We start from the raw sequence: 15,302 nt of genomic DNA, 5'->3' as shown, positions 1-15,302 counted from the left end.
GCGGTTTTCATCGGCCGCCGATGATCATCAGAGCCTCTCAGCGGCCCGTACACCCGTCGCCGCGCCCGGCGGCGGTGGTCCCGCGGGGAGCGGCTGCCAGGGCCGTCACGGCCGCGCTGACGGCCTTCCCGGCCCGTCTGTCCCGCCGCGCCTGCCCGCGGGAGCCCTGAAACGGCCGAGGGGCCGTCCCGCGCGAAGCGGAACGGCCCCTCGGCCGAGCGACGACACCTACGCGAGACCCGCGTCCGACGTGGACGGACCGGCCGCCTGCACGTCGTCGATGCGGTACTTGCGGGCCGCCTCGACGACCTTCGACTGCTCCACCTCGCCGCGCTTGGCCAGCGCGGCCAGCGTGGCGACGACGACCGACTCCGCGTCCACCAGGAAGTGGCGGCGGGCGGCCGGGCGCGTGTCGGAGAAGCCGAAGCCGTCCGTGCCCAGCGTCGTCATGTCGGTCGGCACGTACGGGCGGATCAGGTCCGGGATCGCCGACGCCCAGTCGGACACGGCCACGACCGGGCCCTGCACGTCCTTGAGCACCTGCGTCACGTACGGCACGCGCGGCTCGGCGTCCGGGTGCAGCAGGTTGTGGCGGTCGGTGTCGACGGCGTCGCGGCGCAGCTCCGAGTACGACGTGGCGGACCACACGTCCGCGGAGACGCCCCACTCGTCGGCCAGCAGCTGCTGGGCCTTCAGCGCCCACGGCAGACCGACGCCCGAACCGAGGATCTGGGCCCGCGGACCGTCCGTCGAGGGGCCGTCCTGGTACTTGTAGAGGCCCCGCAGCAGGCCCTCCACGTCCAGGTTCTCCGGCTCGGCCGGCTGCACGTACGGCTCGTTGTAGACGGTCATGTAGTAGAAGACGTTCTCGGCGTTCTCGCCGTACATCCGCCGCAGACCGTCCTTGACGATGTGCGCCACCTCGAACGACCACGCCGGGTCGTACGAGATCACGGCCGGGTTGGTGTGCGCCAGCAGCAGTGAGTGGCCGTCGGCGTGCTGCAGGCCCTCGCCGGTCAGCGTCGTGCGGCCCGCGGTGGCACCGAGCACGAAGCCGCGCGCCATCTGGTCCGCCGCGGCCCACAGGCCGTCGCCGGTGCGCTGGAAGCCGAACATCGAGTAGAAGATGTAGATCGGGATCATCGGCTCGCCCTGCGTGGCGTAGGACGTGCCGACCGCCGTGAACGACGCCGTGGAACCCGCCTCGTTGATGCCCTCGTGCAGGATCTGGCCCTGCTCGGACTCCTTGTAGGCGAGCATCAGGTTGGCGTCCACCGAGGTGTACGCCTGGCCGTTCGGGTTGTAGATCTTCTGCGTCGGGAACATGGAGTCCATGCCGAACGTCCTGGCCTCGTCCGGGATGATCGGGACGATGCGCGGGCCGATCTCCGGGTCCTTCGCGAGGTCGCGGACGAGCCGGACGAACGCCATCGTCGTGGCGACCTCCTGCTTGCCCGAACCGCGGCGGACGCCTTCGTAGACCTTGTCGCCCGGCAGCACCAGCGCCTTGGACTTGGTGCGGCGCTCCGGCACGAAACCGCCCAGCTGACGGCGGCGCTCCAGCATGTACTGGATCTCCGGCGCGTCCTGCCCGGGGTGGTAGTACGGCGGCAGGTACGGGTCGGCCTCGAGCTGCTCGTCCGAGATCGGAATGCGCAGGCTGTCCCGGAAGCCCTTGAGGTCCTCCAGGGTCATCTTCTTCATCTGGTGCGTCGCGTTGCGGGCCGCGAAGTGCTTGCCCAGCGAGTAGCCCTTGATCGTCTTGGCGAGGATCACGGTCGGCTGGCCGACGGTCTCGGTCGCCGCCTTGTACGCCGCGTAGACCTTGCGGTAGTCGTGGCCACCGCGCTTGAGGTTCCACACCTCGTCGTCGCTCATGGCGTCGACCAGGGCCTTCGTGCGCGGGTCACGGCCGAAGAAGTGCTCCTTGACGTACGCGCCGTCGTTGGCCTTGTAGGTCTGGTAGTCACCGTCGGGCGTGGTGTTCATCAGGTTGACCAGCGCGCCGTCGCGGTCGGCGTGCAGCAGCGAGTCCCACTCGCGGCCCCAGACGACCTTGATGACGTTCCAGCCGGCACCGCGGAAGAACGACTCCAGCTCCTGGATGATCTTGCCGTTGCCGCGCACCGGGCCGTCGAGGCGCTGCAGGTTGCAGTTGACCACGAACGTGAGGTTGTCGAGCTGCTCGTTCGCGGCGAGCTGCAGCAGGCCGCGCGACTCCGGCTCGTCCATCTCGCCGTCGCCGAGGAACGCCCACACGTGCTGGTCGGAGGTGTCCTTGAAGCCGCGGTCGCGCAGGTAGCGGTTGAACCGCGCCTGGTAGATCGCGTTCATCGGGCCGATGCCCATCGAGACCGTGGGGAACTCCCAGAAGTCCGGCATGAGCCGCGGGTGCGGGTACGACGGCAGACCGCCACCCGGACCGGCGTGCGAGTACTCCTGGCGGAAGCCGTCGAGCTGGTGCTCCGACAGCCGGCCCTCGAGGAAGGCGCGCGCGTACACACCGGGGGAGGCGTGCCCCTGGATGAAGATCTGGTCACCGCCACCGGGGTGGTTCTTGCCCCGGAAGAAGTGGTTGAAGCCGACCTCGTACAGCGACGCGCTGGAGGCGTAGGTCGAAATGTGTCCACCGACACCCACACCGGGCCGCTGCGCGCGGTGCACGGTCATCGCCGCGTTCCACCGGATCCACGCGCGGTAGCGGCGCTCGGTCTCCTCGTCACCGGGGAACCACGGCTCCCGCTCGGTGGGGATGGTGTTGACGTAGTCGGTGCTGGTCAGCGAGGGCATGCCGACGTGGTTCTCGCCCGCTCGCTCCAGCAGCCGCAGCATCAGGTACCGCGCGCGTTGCTGTCCGCCGCCCTTGAGGACCTCGTCGAAGGACTCGAGCCACTCGGCCGTCTCTTCGGGGTCGATGTCCGGCAGGTGGGCTGCCAGACCGTCGCGAATGACACGTACCCGCTCGGGGCCTGTGTTCTGCGGGCTCAAGGTGTCTCCTCGGCTTCGTTGGCGGTACACGCGTGGGCCCGGAAAACCGTGCCCCGCGCACCTATCGTTGTCCTTGCGCGACGACTTCGTCACCGCTACTGATCGGTAGTTCTGGATCGTGTCGCTCACGCGCGCGCGATAAGAGGTATGTAGAGCATGCCTCCTGCCAGTGTAGGCACCTCCACAGGGGTCGGTGTTGCGGCGTGTCACGTGGTCAACAGTTGCGCCGGGGGTAGCTGACAGTGTTCGCTGTCCCGTGTAGTGGACTTTCCGGCGACAGTCTTCACAGGCTGTCGCCCTTGCGTAGTTGGAGGAGTGAAAACCGTGGTCGCCGCGGAAGACGCCGGCAAGATCGGCGTCGCCGAGAAGCTCGGGATCGAATCGGGCATGGTCGTCCAGGAGATCGGTTGGGACGAGGACGTCGACGACGCCCTGCGTGCCGCGGTCGAAGAGCAGATCGGGGCCGACATCCTCGACGAGGAGGCCGACGAGACGGTGAACGTCGTCTTGCTCTGGTTCCGGGAGGACGATGGCGACCTGGTGGACTCTCTGCTCGAAGCCACCAACCTCCTGGCAGAGGACGGCACCATCTGGGTGCTGACCCCGAAGACGGGCCGCCCCGGCCACGTCGAGCCGAGTGACATCGCCGACGCCTCCGGGACTGCGGGCCTCTCGCAGACCTCGAACATCAGCGTCGCCGACGACTGGGCCGGCACAAAGCTGGTGTGGCCGAAGTCCGCCAAGGCCAAGCGCTGACACGAGCGCGGCTGACATAGGCTCTGGGCCACGGGCGGTTGTCACCCGTCCGTGCTCAGTCCTGGTCAACCGGAGGGTTCTTTTCCATGGCGGTCGAGGTCGGTTCGCAAGCCCCGGACTTCACGCTCAACGACTACAACAAGCAGCCGGTGACGCTGTCGTCGTTCCGAGGCTCGAAGAACGTGCTCCTGGTGTTCTACCCGTTCGCCTTCAGCGGCACCTGCCACGGCGAGCTCTGCCAGCTGCGCGACGAGATCTCGGCCTACGAGGACGAGGACGTCCAGGTGCTCGGCGTGTCCGTCGACAGCGTGTTCGCCCTGAAGGCGTGGGCGACGCAGGAGAACTACACGTTCCCGCTGCTGTCCGACTTCTGGCCGCACGGTGCCGTCGCGCAGGCGTACGGCGTCTTCAACGACGCCGTGGGCATGGCGCTGCGGGGCACCTTCCTGGTCGACACCGAGGGCGTCGTGCGGTTCGCCGAGGTCAACGCACCCGGCGAGGCCCGCGATCAGGCCGGCTGGAAGAAGGCCGTAGCCTCCCTCAAGGCATGATGTACCTGTCCGGTGCCGTGATCGGCGCCGGGTGGACGGGCGTGTAGCTCAGCGGAAGAGCACTCGGTTTACACCCGAGCGGTCGCAGGTTCGAACCCTGTCGCGCCCATTCCGCTCTGGGCGAGGTGTGTCGACGGAAAGCGTCGACCACCTCGCTCCATTGTGTTTCCCGGGGGTGCGACCCCCAAGCCCCGCCCGGCGGGCTCCGCCCCCGGACCCCCGGTTCGGCCTCGCTTCGCTCGGCCGTCCGGTTGGTGTGAAAGGGCCTCAACGAAGCCCATCGAGCTTCGCCACTAGTCGTCACTGCGCGCTCAATCGCAGCGGATCGTCGGCAGTTCCAGTGGCGCACGTCACTTCCGCGGCGAGCGTTTCCACAGCGTCTGGAACGGGCCAGGCCGGTGCCGTACCTTTACCGGCTGTCGGGGACGTTTGGGCCCACCTCTCCGAAGGACGACGAACCGTGAAGCGCAAGGGCAAGACCGCGAAGCCCGTTCCCCGCACCGTCACGCAGGAGCAGGTGAAGCTGCTCGCGCTGGTGGAGCAGGGCGGGGTGCACCGCGGCGCGACCAGCTGGTACCTGGAGCACCGGCCGGCCAAGCCGTGGGACGCCGACGACCTGGAGGTCCTGCAGTTGCGCGGGTGGGTCACGTGGGTCAAGCCGGACCGGGCGATCGACCACGGGATGGCTGCTCCGGTCGACATCACGCCGCAGGGGCGGGTGGCGTTGCAGGACCACCTGCCCGGCTGGGTGCTGGGGCGCAAGGCGATCGCCGCGTCGCCGCCGCGGTTGCCGGCTGTCGAGACGATCGGGGTGTTCGACGCGCTGCGGTGACAGTGCAACACGTGTCGCCTGGAGGAAGACGATGACGAACCTGCTGACCGGCGGCGAGCTGCGGGCCCGTGAGCACCACCGGGTCGAGGACGAGGCGCGCGCGTCCGGGCCGGTGCACCCCGTCACGCTGCCCAACGGCGTGCGCTTGCACGTCGTCACCGTCGGGTTGGAGGCCACCCGCAGGCTGCTGGCCGATCGGCGGCTGTCGAAGGACAGCGGTGCGTTGCAGCGGGAGATGAAACGTCAGCTCGCCGCGCTCGGCAGCGGCCAGACCGAGCTCGCGGGGTTGTTCGGGCCGAGCATGCTCAACAGTGACAACCCGCAGCACGCGCGGTTGCGCGGGCTTGCGGTCAAGGCGTTCGGCGGGGAGGCGGTGCGGCGGCTCGCGCCGCGGGTCGAGCAGGTCACCGCGGAGCTCGTCGGCGCGGTGCCGGTGGGGGAGGTGGTCGACGTCGTCCGCGCTGTGGCCGTGCCGGTGCCGTTGCACATCATCGGTGAGGTGCTCGGTGTGCCCGAGGACGACCGTGCGCGGGTGCGGGCGTTGATCGAGACGATGATGTCGATGGAGCCGGAGGTGTCGCAGCCGGCGAGCGACGCGCTGGGGCTCTACTTCCACACCCTGCTGAGCGGCAACGGGCTGGACGAGGGCTCGCTGTTCGGTGCGTTGGTGGCGGCCGAGGACGACGGCGACCGGATGACGCACGACGAGTTGATGGCGATGGCGTTCCTCCTCGTCGTGGCGGGCCACGAGACGACGGCGGGCCTCATCACGAACGTCGTGCACGACGTGCTGGACCACGGCCTGTGGGAGCGGGTCGCCGCCGACCCCGGGCTGGTGCCGGTGGTGGTCGAGGAGACGCTGCGGCACAACTCGCCGGTCCGCAGCGCCACGCACCGCATCACGACCGAGCCGGTCGAGATCGGCGGTGTGGTGGTCCCGGAGAACACGCTGCTGCTGATCAACCTCGGCGCCGCGGGACGGTGCCCGGTCGCGCACGAGGACGCCGCGCGGTACCGGGTCGACCGCGGGGCGGCGGGGCACGCGTCGTTCGGCCACGGGCCGCACTTCTGCCTGGGGTCGGGGCTCGCGCGGCTGGAGACCGAGACCGTGTTGCGTCGGCTCACCGCCCGGTTCCCACGCGCGCGGTTCGCCGGTGACCGGCCGCCCGCCGTGACGCACAACGACATCATGGTCAGCGTGACGTCGCTTCCCGTCGTGTTCGGCTGACTAGCCTGCGTGCGTGGAGATCGTCCAAGGGGGACCGGAACACGTCGACGCGGCCGCGCTCATCTGGGCGCACGGGGTCGCCGCGCGTGATGGGCACGCCGAGGTGCCGACGCTCGCGCAGGCCCGTCCCGGCGTGGAGAACGCGCTGGCGCACGAGCCGTCGTTGTTCCTGCTGGCGGTGCGAGGCGGTGTGCCGATCGGGTTTCTGGCCGGTGGTCCACTGCGGACGGACAGCGGTGTTGCCTACGTGAACTACGTCGGCGTGCACCCGGACGCGTGGGGCGAGGGCGTGGGCGAGGCGTTGCTGAGAGCGCTCCCAGGTGCGCTGGCCGAACGTGGGTACGAAGCGGCGCAGTTGCACGTCTTCGTCGACAACGTGCGTGGCGTGCGCCTGTACGAACGGCTCGGCTGGCGCAAGGCCGGTGCCGCCGCGCCGCATCCGCGCACCGGCCGGGTGGAGCAGCGCTACGAGTTCTTCGCCGTAACGCCGGCGCGGCGTTCAGCGGGGGATTAGGGGATCAGCCCCCAATGCGGCTGACCAGGGCTATCCCCGAGTCCATTCGAGACGTAATTTCCATTCATGTCACTGCGCACGTTCGCCGTCGTGGTCGGTCTCGCGTTCTTGCTCGGCGGGGCTGCGATCCTGCTCGTGGCACTGGCGGTCGAGTCGCCGAGCGGGGCGCTCGTCCAGTGCGGCAACGGTCTCGGCCTCGGCTTCGACGAACCCGCAGCCGCCGCTGTCGGATCGGCCTATGTGGACATCTGCGCCGACCTGCGGCAGCGCCGGTTGCTCTGGGCGCTGCCCGTGATCGGGGTGGGCGCGCTGCTGCTGATCGGCTCTTTGGTCGCTGCCCGTGACGCTACTCGCCGGTAAGGTCGCGGCATGACGTGGATGGTCTACGGCGCCAACGGCTACACGGGCCGCCTCATCGCAGAGCTCGCGGTCAAGCGCGGTGAACGCCCGGTTCTCGCGGGCCGCTCGGCCGAGAAGGTCGGGCCGATCGCCGCCGCGCTGGGCCTGGAGCACCGGGCGTTCGACCTCGCCCAGGCCCGCGCGCACCTGGAGGACGTCGACGCCGTCGTGCACTGCGCGGGCCCGTTCGCCCACACCGCGACCGCGATGGTCGACGCCTGCCTGAAAACCCGCACGCACTACCTCGACATCACGGGTGAGATCGACGTCTTCGAGTCCATCAGCCTGCGGGACGCCGACGCGCGCAAGGCCGGCATCGTGCTGTTGCCCGGCGCCGGCTTCGACGTCGTCCCCACCGACTGCGTGGCCGCGATGCTGAAGAACGCCCTCCCGACCGCCACGCACCTCGATCTCGCCTTCGTGGTCGGGGGAGGAGCGAGCGCGGGCACCACCAAGACCTCCGTCGAGGCGGCCGCCGTCGGTGGGCGCATCCGCGAGGACGGCGAGCTGAAGGCCGTGCGCATCGGCCACCGGAGGCGCACCGCGTACTTCCGCTCCGGCCCGCGCGAGGTCGGCAGCATCCCGTGGGGCGACGTCAGCACCGCCCACCGCTCCACCGGCATCCCGAACATCACGACGTTCACCCCCGTGCCGGGACTGCTGGGCCGGCTCCAGCAGGTGTTCGCCCCGGTGCTGCAGACGCCGCTCGTGCAGAACGCCGGCAAGTCCGTCGCCGCCAGGGTGAAGGGCCCCGACGAACGCAAGCGCGCGAACACCCGCGCCGAGGTGTTCGGGGAGGCCTGGGACGCGGACACCAAGGTCGAGTGCGCCATCACCACCCCGAACGCCTACAGCCTCACCGCCGACTCCGTGCTGCGCGCCATCGGCAAGATCGACGGCGTCGCACCGGGAGCTCACACGCCGTCCAGCGCGTTCGGCGCGGACTTCCTCCGCGAGCTCGACGGCGTCGTCGTCGGCGAGGTCCGTCGGAGCTAGCTCCGACGTAGCTCCCGAGCACGAGGCCAAGGCCGATCGCCTGATGGACGGCTAGCTCGCTCATGCCCGTGACCAGCGCAAATATCCTCTTATGCAAAATACGTTTGCGGACGTCCGCAAACGTATTTTGCATAAGCCGCCATCCGGCGAGCCAAGGCGGCGGCGTCGGACTTGCATCCGGTATATGGGTACGGGCTTACCGTCGGACCATGAGCGCGGAAGCGGAGTGGGTGCCGGAGTCGTGCACGTTGCCGACGGCGGAGAGGCCGTCGCGGGTGGCCGAGTTCGACGAGCTGTTCGCCACGGCGGTGCGCGGCGCCGAGCGGCCGGACCGGACGCGGCTGGTGCTGGAGCTGGAACCGGGGCCGGACGTCGCCGCGACCGCGGCCGGTCTGATGGTCAGGGAGACGGGGTGCTGCTCGTTCTTCACGTTCGCGCTGACCGCCACCGGCGGGCGGCTGACACTGGAGGTCGCGGTGCCCGGCGCACGGGCTGAAGTGCTCGACGCGCTGGAAGCACGGGTCACCCGGTGAGCGGGCTGCGCACCGGGCAGGTTGCCGAGGCCGCCGGGGTGAACAGGGAGACGCTGCGGTACTACGAGCGGGTCGGCCTGCTGGCCCGGCCGCGGCGGTCGCCGGGTGGGCACCGGCTGTACCCGGAGGCGGCGGTGACGGTGTTGCGGGTGGTCAAGGCGGCGCAACGGCTCGGCTTCAGCCTCGACGAGATCGCCGGGCTGCTCGACCTCGGCACCCACCGGCACGGCGCCGGGCTGCGGGAACGGGCCGGGGACAAGCTCGCCGAGGTCGAGGCGAAGATCGCGGACCTGGTCGTCGTCCGCGACACCCTGCGGGCCGCGGTCACCGCCGGGTGCGATGACCTGGTCGCCTGTTCGCACGAGCCGTTGTGCCCGTTGCCGTTCGACGGCCTCCCGCGAGGGTCGGCGACCTGATGACGAAGAAGCAGGCCGGCCACGAAGGCCGGCCTGCTTCTCGGTGTGCGGAACGTCAGCGGGGCGCGAGCAGGCTGGTGATCTCCTGCGAGGCCGAGACGGTGAGCAGGTGCTGGAGGTTCTCCGGCAGTTCCTCGCCGCGCTTCTGCTTGGCCTGCGCGTACAGGCGGCCGGCGCGGTAGGACGAGCGGACCAGCGGGCCGGCCATCACGCCGAGGTAGCCGATCTGTTCGGCCGTCTCCTTGTGCTGGACGAACTCCTCCGGCTTCACCCAGCGCTCCACCGGGTGGTGCCGCGGCGAGGGGCGCAGGTACTGGGTGATGGTGATGATGTCGCAGCCCGCGTCGTGCAGGTCGCTGAGCGCCTCGGTGACCTCGTCGGGGGTCTCGCCCATGCCGAGGATCAGGTTCGACTTGGTCACCAGGCCGAACTCGCGGGCCTTGGTGATGACCTCGAGGGAGCGCTCGTAGCGGAACGCGGGACGGATGCGCTTGAAGATGCGCGGGACCGTCTCCAGGTTGTGCGCGAGCACCTCGGGGCGGGACTCGAAGACCTCGGCGAGCTGTTCGGGGACCGCGTTGAAGTCCGGGATCAGCAGCTCGACGCCGGTGCCGGGGTTCAGCTCGTGGATCTGGCGGACGGTCTCGGCGTACAGCCAGGCGCCGCCGTCGGCCAGGTCGTCGCGGGCGACGCCGGTGACCGTGGAGTAGCGCAGGCCCATCGCCTGGACCGACTCGGCGACGCGGCGGGGCTCGTCGCGGTCGAGGTCGGCGGGCTTGCCGGTGTCGATCTGGCAGAAGTCGCAGCGCCGGGTGCACTGCTCGCCGCCGATCAGGAACGTGGCCTCGCGGTCTTCCCAGCACTCGTAGATGTTGGGACAGCCGGCCTCTTCGCAGACCGTGTGCAGGCCTTCGCGTTTGACCAGGCCCTTGAGCTCACGGTACTCGGGGCCCATCTTCGCCCTGGTCTTGATCCACGAGGGCTTCTTCTCGATCGGCGTCTGGCTGTTGCGGACCTCGAGCCGCAGCAGCTTCCGACCCTCAGGTACCACAGTCACCACCTCACCCTACGCTGCGCCCCCGCGTGTCCGGCGTCACGCACGTCCGACCGCACGGTAGGTGCGCCTGCCGGACGTCCGGCGGAGCGGTTCGTTGTTCACGATCTGTTGTTCACGCACGTCACGTCGACCATGAACAACAGGCGACGGCTGAAGATGGTGCCTGCCCGGAGGTGACGACCGGGTAGCCGGTGTCTTCCCACTCCCCCCAGGCGGAGGCACCGGCCCCGGTACCTCTCACCTACGGCAGCTCGGGCGTGATCCCGGTCAGCTTGACGGTGAGCTCCCAGAGGCGGCTCGCGGCGAGGTCGTCGCGAGCCGCCGGGGTCATCCCGGCGACCGCGGGGTAGCCGCGCAGGCCCCGCAAGCCGCCCGGACCGTAGTACTGGCCGCCGCGCGCGTCGGGTGAGGTCGCGGCGTAGAGCTGCGGCAGCGCGCCCATCTCGACCGACTGCGAGAACAGGTGGCTGAGGCGGCCGCCGATGCGCAGCACCGACGAGTTGTGCGCGCTCGCCATGTTGTCGGTCAGGTCGGTGGCCGTCATGCCGGGGTGCGCGGCGAGCGACGTCACGTCCGGGCAGCGGCGGTCCAGCTCCCGCGCGAACAGGATGTTCGCGAGCTTCGACTGGGCGTAGGCGCCGCGCGAGCTGTACGGGCGGCGTTCCCAGTTCGGGTCGTCGAAGTTCATGCGGCCGTACTGGTGCATGAGCGAGGCCACGGTCACAACGCGCGCGCCGGGCCGTTGCCGCAGGGCGGGCAGCAGCAGGAACGTCAGCGCCGCGTGCCCGAGGTGGTTGGTGCCGAACTGGCGCTCGAAGCCGTCGGCGGTCTTGCCGTGCGGGACGGCCATGATGCCCGCGTTGTTGACGAGCACGTCGAGCGAGCCGACCCGCTCCGCCGCGGCGCGCACGGAGGCCAGGTCGGCGAGGTCGAGCGGGAGGACCTCGGCGGACCCCCTGACCTGGCGCCGGGCCGCCTCGCCGCGTTCGGCGGAACGGCAGCCCATCAGCACGTGGGCGCCCTTGGCGGCGAGCACCAGGGCGGTGCGCAGGCCGAGGCCCGAGTTCGCACCGGTCACCAGGACGGTGCGGCCGGTCTGGTCAGGGATGTCGGCGTCGGTCCAACGACTCATGGGGTCATTCCTACCGCCCGGTAACTGCCGAGCGAAAGGTGGGCGTCGAGTACCGCTCGCAACACCGGCTCGTCCGCGGCGAGCTCGGCGGTGATCCGCTCCTCGTCCACGGGGCCGTCGAGGGCGGCGGTCTGCACGCGCGCGGCCAGCTTGTTGTGCCAGCGGTGGTCGAGCGCCAGCAGCAGCTCGTTGAGCGAGGAGAAGACGTCCGGATCCACGATCAGCGGTGCGGACGGGTCGCGGCGGGCGTCGTGCAGCACTGCGTCGAGCGCGTCGCGGCGGCGGTAGTGGTCGGCCCAGCCCATGGTCGTACCCCCGGTTTCTCGCATACCCTCGGTATGACACGACCATACCACCGGTACGTACCCTCGGTATGTGAGATACGTTTCGTCCGTGCGAACACGACGCGCCGAGTACTCCGAGTCGACCAGGCAGGCGCTGGTCGACAGCGCGGTCGACCTCTTCACCAAGCGCGGCTACGCCGGCACCTCGCTCGACGAGGTCGTCAAACGCGCGCGGGTGACCAAAGGCGCGCTCTACCACCACTTCAGCGGCAAGCAGGCGTTGTTCGAGGCGGCTTTCACGCAAGTCGAGACCCAGGCGATCGAACCGTTGACCGCGCTCGTCACCGGTGCCGGCGAACCGTGGGACGTCGCCGTCGCGGGTCTGCGCGCCTACGTCCGCAAGTGCCTGGACCCCGAGTACCAGCGGATCATCGTGCACGAGGGGCCCGTGGTGATGGGCTGGGAGCGCTGGCGGGAAGCCGAGGAGCACTTCAGCTTCGGCCTGCTGCGCACCGCCGTGCAGCTGCTGGTCGACGCCGGTGAGATCGAGGAGGCGCCGGTGGAGATCATGGCGCGGCTGCTGTTCGGGGCGTTGTCCGCGGCCGCGAGCACCATCGCCAGCTCGTCCGACCCGAAGCGCACCGGCCGCGAGGTCGAGCGCGCGATTCTGCGGGTGCTGGACGGTTTGCGCAAGAGGTAGTCGAGTTCGGCGCTAGCGACCAGGCGCACCGTCGACCACCACCCGACAACGAGGTGGTCAGCATCATGATTGAACCTGTCAGCACACGCCTGGGACTCGACGGGAAGATCGCTGTGGTCACGTCGGGAACGCACGGGCTCGGCCTCGCCATCGCGAGCAAGCTCTGCGACAACGGCGTCCACGTCATCCTCACCGCGGCCCCCGGCGACGTCGACGCCGACCGCGCCCTGCTCGTGCTCGGCGGCAAGCCGGGGTCGGCCTCCGTGGTGCCGCTGGACATGCAGGACGAGAACGCCGTGCGGGCCCTGCTGGAGCGGGTGAAGCAGGAACGTGGGCGGCTCGACGTGTTCGTGCACCACGCCGTCTCCCCGGACCTGACGCCGCTGCTGAACGTCGTGAAGCCGCTCGCGAAGACGTTCGTCGACGGCGGCCGCGTCGTCGTCGCCGGCTACGCGGTCACCCCCGTGCACGGCGTCATCCGCACGCTCGTGCTGGAGATGGCCTGGTACCGGGTGGCGGTCAACGCGGTCGTCACGACGATCGTCGACAACGGCCCGATGAACATCGACCCCGACCTGGTCGACCGGCTGGCCATCAAGAGCCCGTCGGGCCGGGTCACCGTTCCCGAGGACGTGGCCGACGTGGTCGCGTTGCTGTGCACCGATGAAGCGGCGTGGATTCAAGGTCAGGTGATCACCGCCGACGGTGGGCTCGAACTTCTGGAACGGTGGGGAGAGACGCGGTGACACGCGCGACTTGAAAGTGCGTCGAGGCGAGCCATATTGGATTCGAATAGCACCCGCGGCGCCGCGGGTCGCGCAGCGTGCCCGTCGATCAGTGGCGCATCAACGCCGATGCGCTGCGCAGCAGGTGTGACAGGACGTCACCACTCGATTACTGACCTGTAGTGCGGTTGAGGCATTCGGACGAGCTTGCCTCCCGTTGACCCCGTTTGCTTGTCGCATCTTGTCACCGAGTGTAAAACTCGGTCCAGGTCGAACACGCGCCAGGCAAGGGGGGCCTTGATGATTAGCGTGTTACTCGCGGAGGACGTGCAAATGGTCCGCGGTGCGCTGGTCGCACTGTTGAATCTTGAACATGACATCGAAGTTGTCGCCTCGGTGGCGACCGGCGACGAAATCATGCCGGCGGTTACCGAGAACAAGCCGGACGTGGCGGTGCTCGACATCGACCTGCCGGGGATCGACGGGCTGACGGCGGCCGCGCTGATCCACGAAAACGTGCCGCAAACCCGGACGCTGATTCTGACGAGCCTCGGTCGTCCCGGAACGCTGCGCAGGGCGCTCACCGCCCGCGTCAACGGCTTCATCCTCAAGGACGCGCCGGTCAGCGAGCTGGCCGACGCGATCAGGGGCGTTTCGGTCGGCCGCCGGGTGATCGACTCGCAGCTCGCGCTGGCCGCGTGGGACGGCGACGAATGCCCGCTCACGCCGCGGGAGCTCGAGGTGCTGCGGCTCGCGGCGGACGGCGCCGACGCGATGGAAATAGCGGGCACTCTTTTTCTGTCCGTCGGCACGGTTCGCAACTACTTGACCAACGTGACCGCGAAGCTGGACGCGCGCAACCGCGTCGACGCGGTGCGGATCGCCAGGAAGTCCGGCTGGTTCTGACGGCTCAGACCAGGTCCAGCGGCACGGACACGTGCAGGTGGAACCAGTCGGCCCCCAGCTGTGCGGCACGCAGCCGGCCCCCCAGGTGCTCGACCCGTCCGGCCATGTTGCCGACGCCGGAGCCCGCCCTGCCGCCGCCCTCCACCACCCCGTCGTTCCAGATGTCCAGCTCGACGTGCCGTGCCCGGTCGCACACCGCCACCCGGCAGTTGCCCGCCTTGCTGTGCCGCAGCACGTTGGTGATGCCTTCCCGCAGGACCGCGGCGAGCACCGTCTCGACCGGCTCCGGCAGCGGCCCGTGGTCGAGCCGCACCACCGCCTCGATCTCCGCGGCCGCGAGCAGCGCTTTCGCCGAGTCCGACGCCTCGGCCAACGACAACGGCTGGTACCCGCGGGCGATCGTGCGGACGTCGGCGAGCGTGCACCCGACGATGGCGAGGATCTCGGCGAGCTCGCCCTGCGCGCCCTCCGGGTCCTTGAGGACGAGCTTGTGCGCCAGCTCGCTCTTGACCTGGATGGCGGAGAGCCCGTAGCCGAGCAGGTCGTGCAGGTCACGCGACACCCGCAGGCGTTCCGCGGCGACCGCGGCCCGCGTGTGCTCGCCGCGACCGGTCGCCCGCGCCGCCGTCATCCGTGCGAAACCGTGCAGGACCAGGCCCGTCGTCGCGGTCGAGACGACGGCGAACGCCGTGGTGGCGAGCCCGCCGCGCCACGCCTGCGCCGCGCCCGCCGTGAGCACCGTGGCGCCGAACGCGAGCCACCGCGTGCGGTCGGAAAGCGTCCTGAGCCCGTTGCCCGCGAGGATTCCCCCCGCGGCAACCCACACGTGACCGATCAGCAATGCGGGCAGGAAGACGAGCGCCGCCTGAAGTGCGAGCGCCGGAAGTCGAAGTCGCGCTGATCTCCGGGAGAACAGCGGTTGCATTACCAGGATTGCCGCCAAATCAGCCGCGCCCAGCGCCGAATGGAGCAACCCGTAACCCTGCAGGGCCAGATGTGACAGATCGATGAGGCCGAGCACGCATATCACGGCGGAGATCGTCCTAGCGACCCCCGGAAGCGTGAACGAGTGGTTCGGTTGCATCATTGTGTGACCCCCCGGAGCAGCCGGCGCACCCCCATGCGCGCAGGTTCCTCTTCCGGAGCGGGAATGTTACGGGTGTCCGGCGCACTTCGGGTGATACTCGCGGCTCGTATCAGCGGTATTGCCGTACGTAGTCATTTGGGGTCACGTGACCGCGACATGATTTTTTCATCCCCCGAGCAGTAGACAGCCATCTCACGC

At 69.7% G+C, this 15,302-nt stretch carries 17 protein-coding genes and 1 tRNA gene; 13 read left to right on the top strand and 5 right to left on the bottom strand.

Translation table 11 applies throughout. The annotated features are described in order from the left end of the window. Window positions 1-228: 228 nt before the first annotated feature. Entirely contained in the window at window positions 229-3,018 is a 2,790-nt protein-coding gene (aceE, locus tag ADL03_RS33995; protein ID WP_197288909.1) for a pyruvate dehydrogenase (acetyl-transferring), homodimeric type, read from the bottom strand. Between the two features lie 294 nt (window positions 3,019-3,312). Between aceE and ADL03_RS33990 the strand changes: the two genes are divergently transcribed. The 10 genes from ADL03_RS33990 (at window position 3,313) to ADL03_RS33945 (ending at window position 9,213) form a co-directional block, all read left to right on the top strand. Continuing rightward, window positions 3,313-3,744: a DUF3052 domain-containing protein gene (locus ADL03_RS33990; RefSeq protein ID WP_053737700.1), complete on the top strand. Its 432-nt coding sequence runs from the start codon at window positions 3,313-3,315 to the stop codon at window positions 3,742-3,744. Between the two features lie 86 nt (window positions 3,745-3,830). Next, window positions 3,831-4,295 carry a peroxiredoxin gene (locus ADL03_RS33985; RefSeq protein ID WP_053737699.1) on the top strand — a complete coding sequence of 155 codons (465 nt, stop codon included), beginning with the start codon at window positions 3,831-3,833 and terminating at the stop codon, window positions 4,293-4,295. 37 nt (window positions 4,296-4,332) lie between these two features. Next, a tRNA-Val gene (locus tag ADL03_RS33980) sits at window positions 4,333-4,404 on the top strand. A gap of 351 nt (window positions 4,405-4,755) precedes the next feature. After that, the gene (locus tag ADL03_RS33975; protein WP_053737698.1) at window positions 4,756-5,127 is read left to right on the top strand and encodes a hypothetical protein; all 372 of its coding nucleotides are present in this window, start codon (window positions 4,756-4,758) and stop codon (window positions 5,125-5,127) included. Between the two features lie 31 nt (window positions 5,128-5,158). Further along, window positions 5,159-6,355, top strand: a complete 1,197-nt coding sequence (locus tag ADL03_RS33970) for a cytochrome P450 (protein ID WP_053737697.1) — start codon at window positions 5,159-5,161, stop codon at window positions 6,353-6,355. Window positions 6,356-6,368: 13 nt separating this feature from the next. After that, window positions 6,369-6,869 (top strand): GNAT family N-acetyltransferase, encoded by a 501-nt coding sequence (locus tag ADL03_RS33965; protein ID WP_053737696.1) that lies wholly within the window; start codon window positions 6,369-6,371, stop codon window positions 6,867-6,869. A 66-nt stretch (window positions 6,870-6,935) separates the two neighbouring features. After that, window positions 6,936-7,229, top strand: coding sequence for a hypothetical protein (locus ADL03_RS33960; RefSeq protein ID WP_053737695.1), 294 nt, complete (start codon window positions 6,936-6,938; stop codon window positions 7,227-7,229). Window positions 7,230-7,238: 9 nt separating this feature from the next. Beyond that, on the top strand, window positions 7,239-8,264 hold the full coding sequence (locus ADL03_RS33955; protein WP_053737694.1) for a trans-acting enoyl reductase family protein: 1,026 nt from the start codon (window positions 7,239-7,241) through the stop codon (window positions 8,262-8,264). Window positions 8,265-8,473: 209 nt separating this feature from the next. Beyond that, window positions 8,474-8,797 (top strand): hypothetical protein, encoded by a 324-nt coding sequence (locus ADL03_RS33950; protein WP_053737693.1) that lies wholly within the window; start codon window positions 8,474-8,476, stop codon window positions 8,795-8,797. Continuing rightward, window positions 8,794-9,213, top strand: a complete 420-nt coding sequence (locus ADL03_RS33945; RefSeq protein ID WP_053737692.1) for a MerR family transcriptional regulator — start codon at window positions 8,794-8,796, stop codon at window positions 9,211-9,213. Before ADL03_RS33950 ends, ADL03_RS33945 begins: the two co-directional genes overlap by 4 nt. 55 nt (window positions 9,214-9,268) lie before the next feature. On the opposite strand, the gene lipA is transcribed toward ADL03_RS33945, so the two are convergent. The 3 genes from lipA to ADL03_RS33930 all read right to left on the bottom strand — a co-directional run bounded on the left by lipA (window position 9,269) and on the right by ADL03_RS33930 (window position 11,731). Then, complete coding sequence (gene lipA, locus ADL03_RS33940; RefSeq protein ID WP_053737855.1) at window positions 9,269-10,270, bottom strand: lipoyl synthase; 1,002 nt, start codon at window positions 10,268-10,270, stop codon at window positions 9,269-9,271. Between the two features lie 241 nt (window positions 10,271-10,511). Next, window positions 10,512-11,402, bottom strand: a complete 891-nt coding sequence (locus tag ADL03_RS33935) for an oxidoreductase (RefSeq protein WP_053737691.1) — start codon at window positions 11,400-11,402, stop codon at window positions 10,512-10,514. After that, the gene (locus tag ADL03_RS33930; protein WP_157529556.1) at window positions 11,399-11,731 is read right to left on the bottom strand and encodes a hypothetical protein; all 333 of its coding nucleotides are present in this window, start codon (window positions 11,729-11,731) and stop codon (window positions 11,399-11,401) included. Before ADL03_RS33930 ends, ADL03_RS33935 begins: the two co-directional genes overlap by 4 nt. A 64-nt stretch (window positions 11,732-11,795) precedes the next feature. Here ADL03_RS33930 and ADL03_RS33925 point away from each other — a divergent pair, with 64 nt between their 5' ends. From ADL03_RS33925 to ADL03_RS33915, 3 genes are all read left to right on the top strand, one after another. Continuing rightward, on the top strand, window positions 11,796-12,386 hold the full coding sequence (locus ADL03_RS33925) for a TetR/AcrR family transcriptional regulator (protein WP_053737689.1): 591 nt from the start codon (window positions 11,796-11,798) through the stop codon (window positions 12,384-12,386). 65 nt (window positions 12,387-12,451) lie between these two features. After that, a complete protein-coding gene (locus ADL03_RS33920) occupies window positions 12,452-13,132 on the top strand; it encodes an SDR family NAD(P)-dependent oxidoreductase (RefSeq protein WP_063798812.1) in 681 nt (226 codons plus the stop codon). 279 nt (window positions 13,133-13,411) lie between these two features. After that, on the top strand, window positions 13,412-14,017 hold the full coding sequence (locus ADL03_RS33915) for a DNA-binding response regulator (protein WP_053737687.1): 606 nt from the start codon (window positions 13,412-13,414) through the stop codon (window positions 14,015-14,017). Between the two features lie 4 nt (window positions 14,018-14,021). On the opposite strand, the gene ADL03_RS33910 is transcribed toward ADL03_RS33915, so the two are convergent. Then, on the bottom strand, window positions 14,022-14,942 hold the full coding sequence (locus ADL03_RS33910; protein ID WP_157529555.1) for a sensor histidine kinase: 921 nt from the start codon (window positions 14,940-14,942) through the stop codon (window positions 14,022-14,024). Window positions 14,943-15,302 lie beyond the last annotated feature (360 nt).

It is taken from the genome of Nocardia sp. NRRL S-836, assembly GCF_001279525.1.
Taxonomy (GTDB): Bacteria; Actinomycetota; Actinomycetes; order Mycobacteriales; family Pseudonocardiaceae; genus Lentzea.
This window is presented reverse-complemented; position numbering and strand designations above follow the sequence as displayed.

What these genes read in the sequence shown, in the direction of transcription:
- ADL03_RS33930 (WP_157529556.1), bottom strand. Translation starts at nt 11,731, where the DNA reads ATGCGAGAAACCGGGGGTACGACCATGGGCTGGGCCGACCACTACCGC.
- ADL03_RS33910 (WP_157529555.1), bottom strand. Translation starts at nt 14,942, where the DNA reads ATGCAACCGCTGTTCTCCCGGAGATCAGCGCGACTTCGACTTCCGGCG.
- ADL03_RS33935 (WP_053737691.1), bottom strand. Translation starts at nt 11,402, where the DNA reads ATGAGTCGTTGGACCGACGCCGACATCCCTGACCAGACCGGCCGCACC.
- ADL03_RS33955 (WP_053737694.1), top strand. Translation starts at nt 7,239, where the DNA reads ATGACGTGGATGGTCTACGGCGCCAACGGCTACACGGGCCGCCTCATC.
- ADL03_RS33985 (WP_053737699.1), top strand. Translation starts at nt 3,831, where the DNA reads ATGGCGGTCGAGGTCGGTTCGCAAGCCCCGGACTTCACGCTCAACGAC.
- ADL03_RS33970 (WP_053737697.1), top strand. Translation starts at nt 5,159, where the DNA reads ATGACGAACCTGCTGACCGGCGGCGAGCTGCGGGCCCGTGAGCACCAC.
- ADL03_RS33920 (WP_063798812.1), top strand. Translation starts at nt 12,452, where the DNA reads ATGATTGAACCTGTCAGCACACGCCTGGGACTCGACGGGAAGATCGCT.
- ADL03_RS33915 (WP_053737687.1), top strand. Translation starts at nt 13,412, where the DNA reads ATGATTAGCGTGTTACTCGCGGAGGACGTGCAAATGGTCCGCGGTGCG.
- ADL03_RS33960 (WP_053737695.1), top strand. Translation starts at nt 6,936, where the DNA reads ATGTCACTGCGCACGTTCGCCGTCGTGGTCGGTCTCGCGTTCTTGCTC.
- ADL03_RS33950 (WP_053737693.1), top strand. Translation starts at nt 8,474, where the DNA reads ATGAGCGCGGAAGCGGAGTGGGTGCCGGAGTCGTGCACGTTGCCGACG.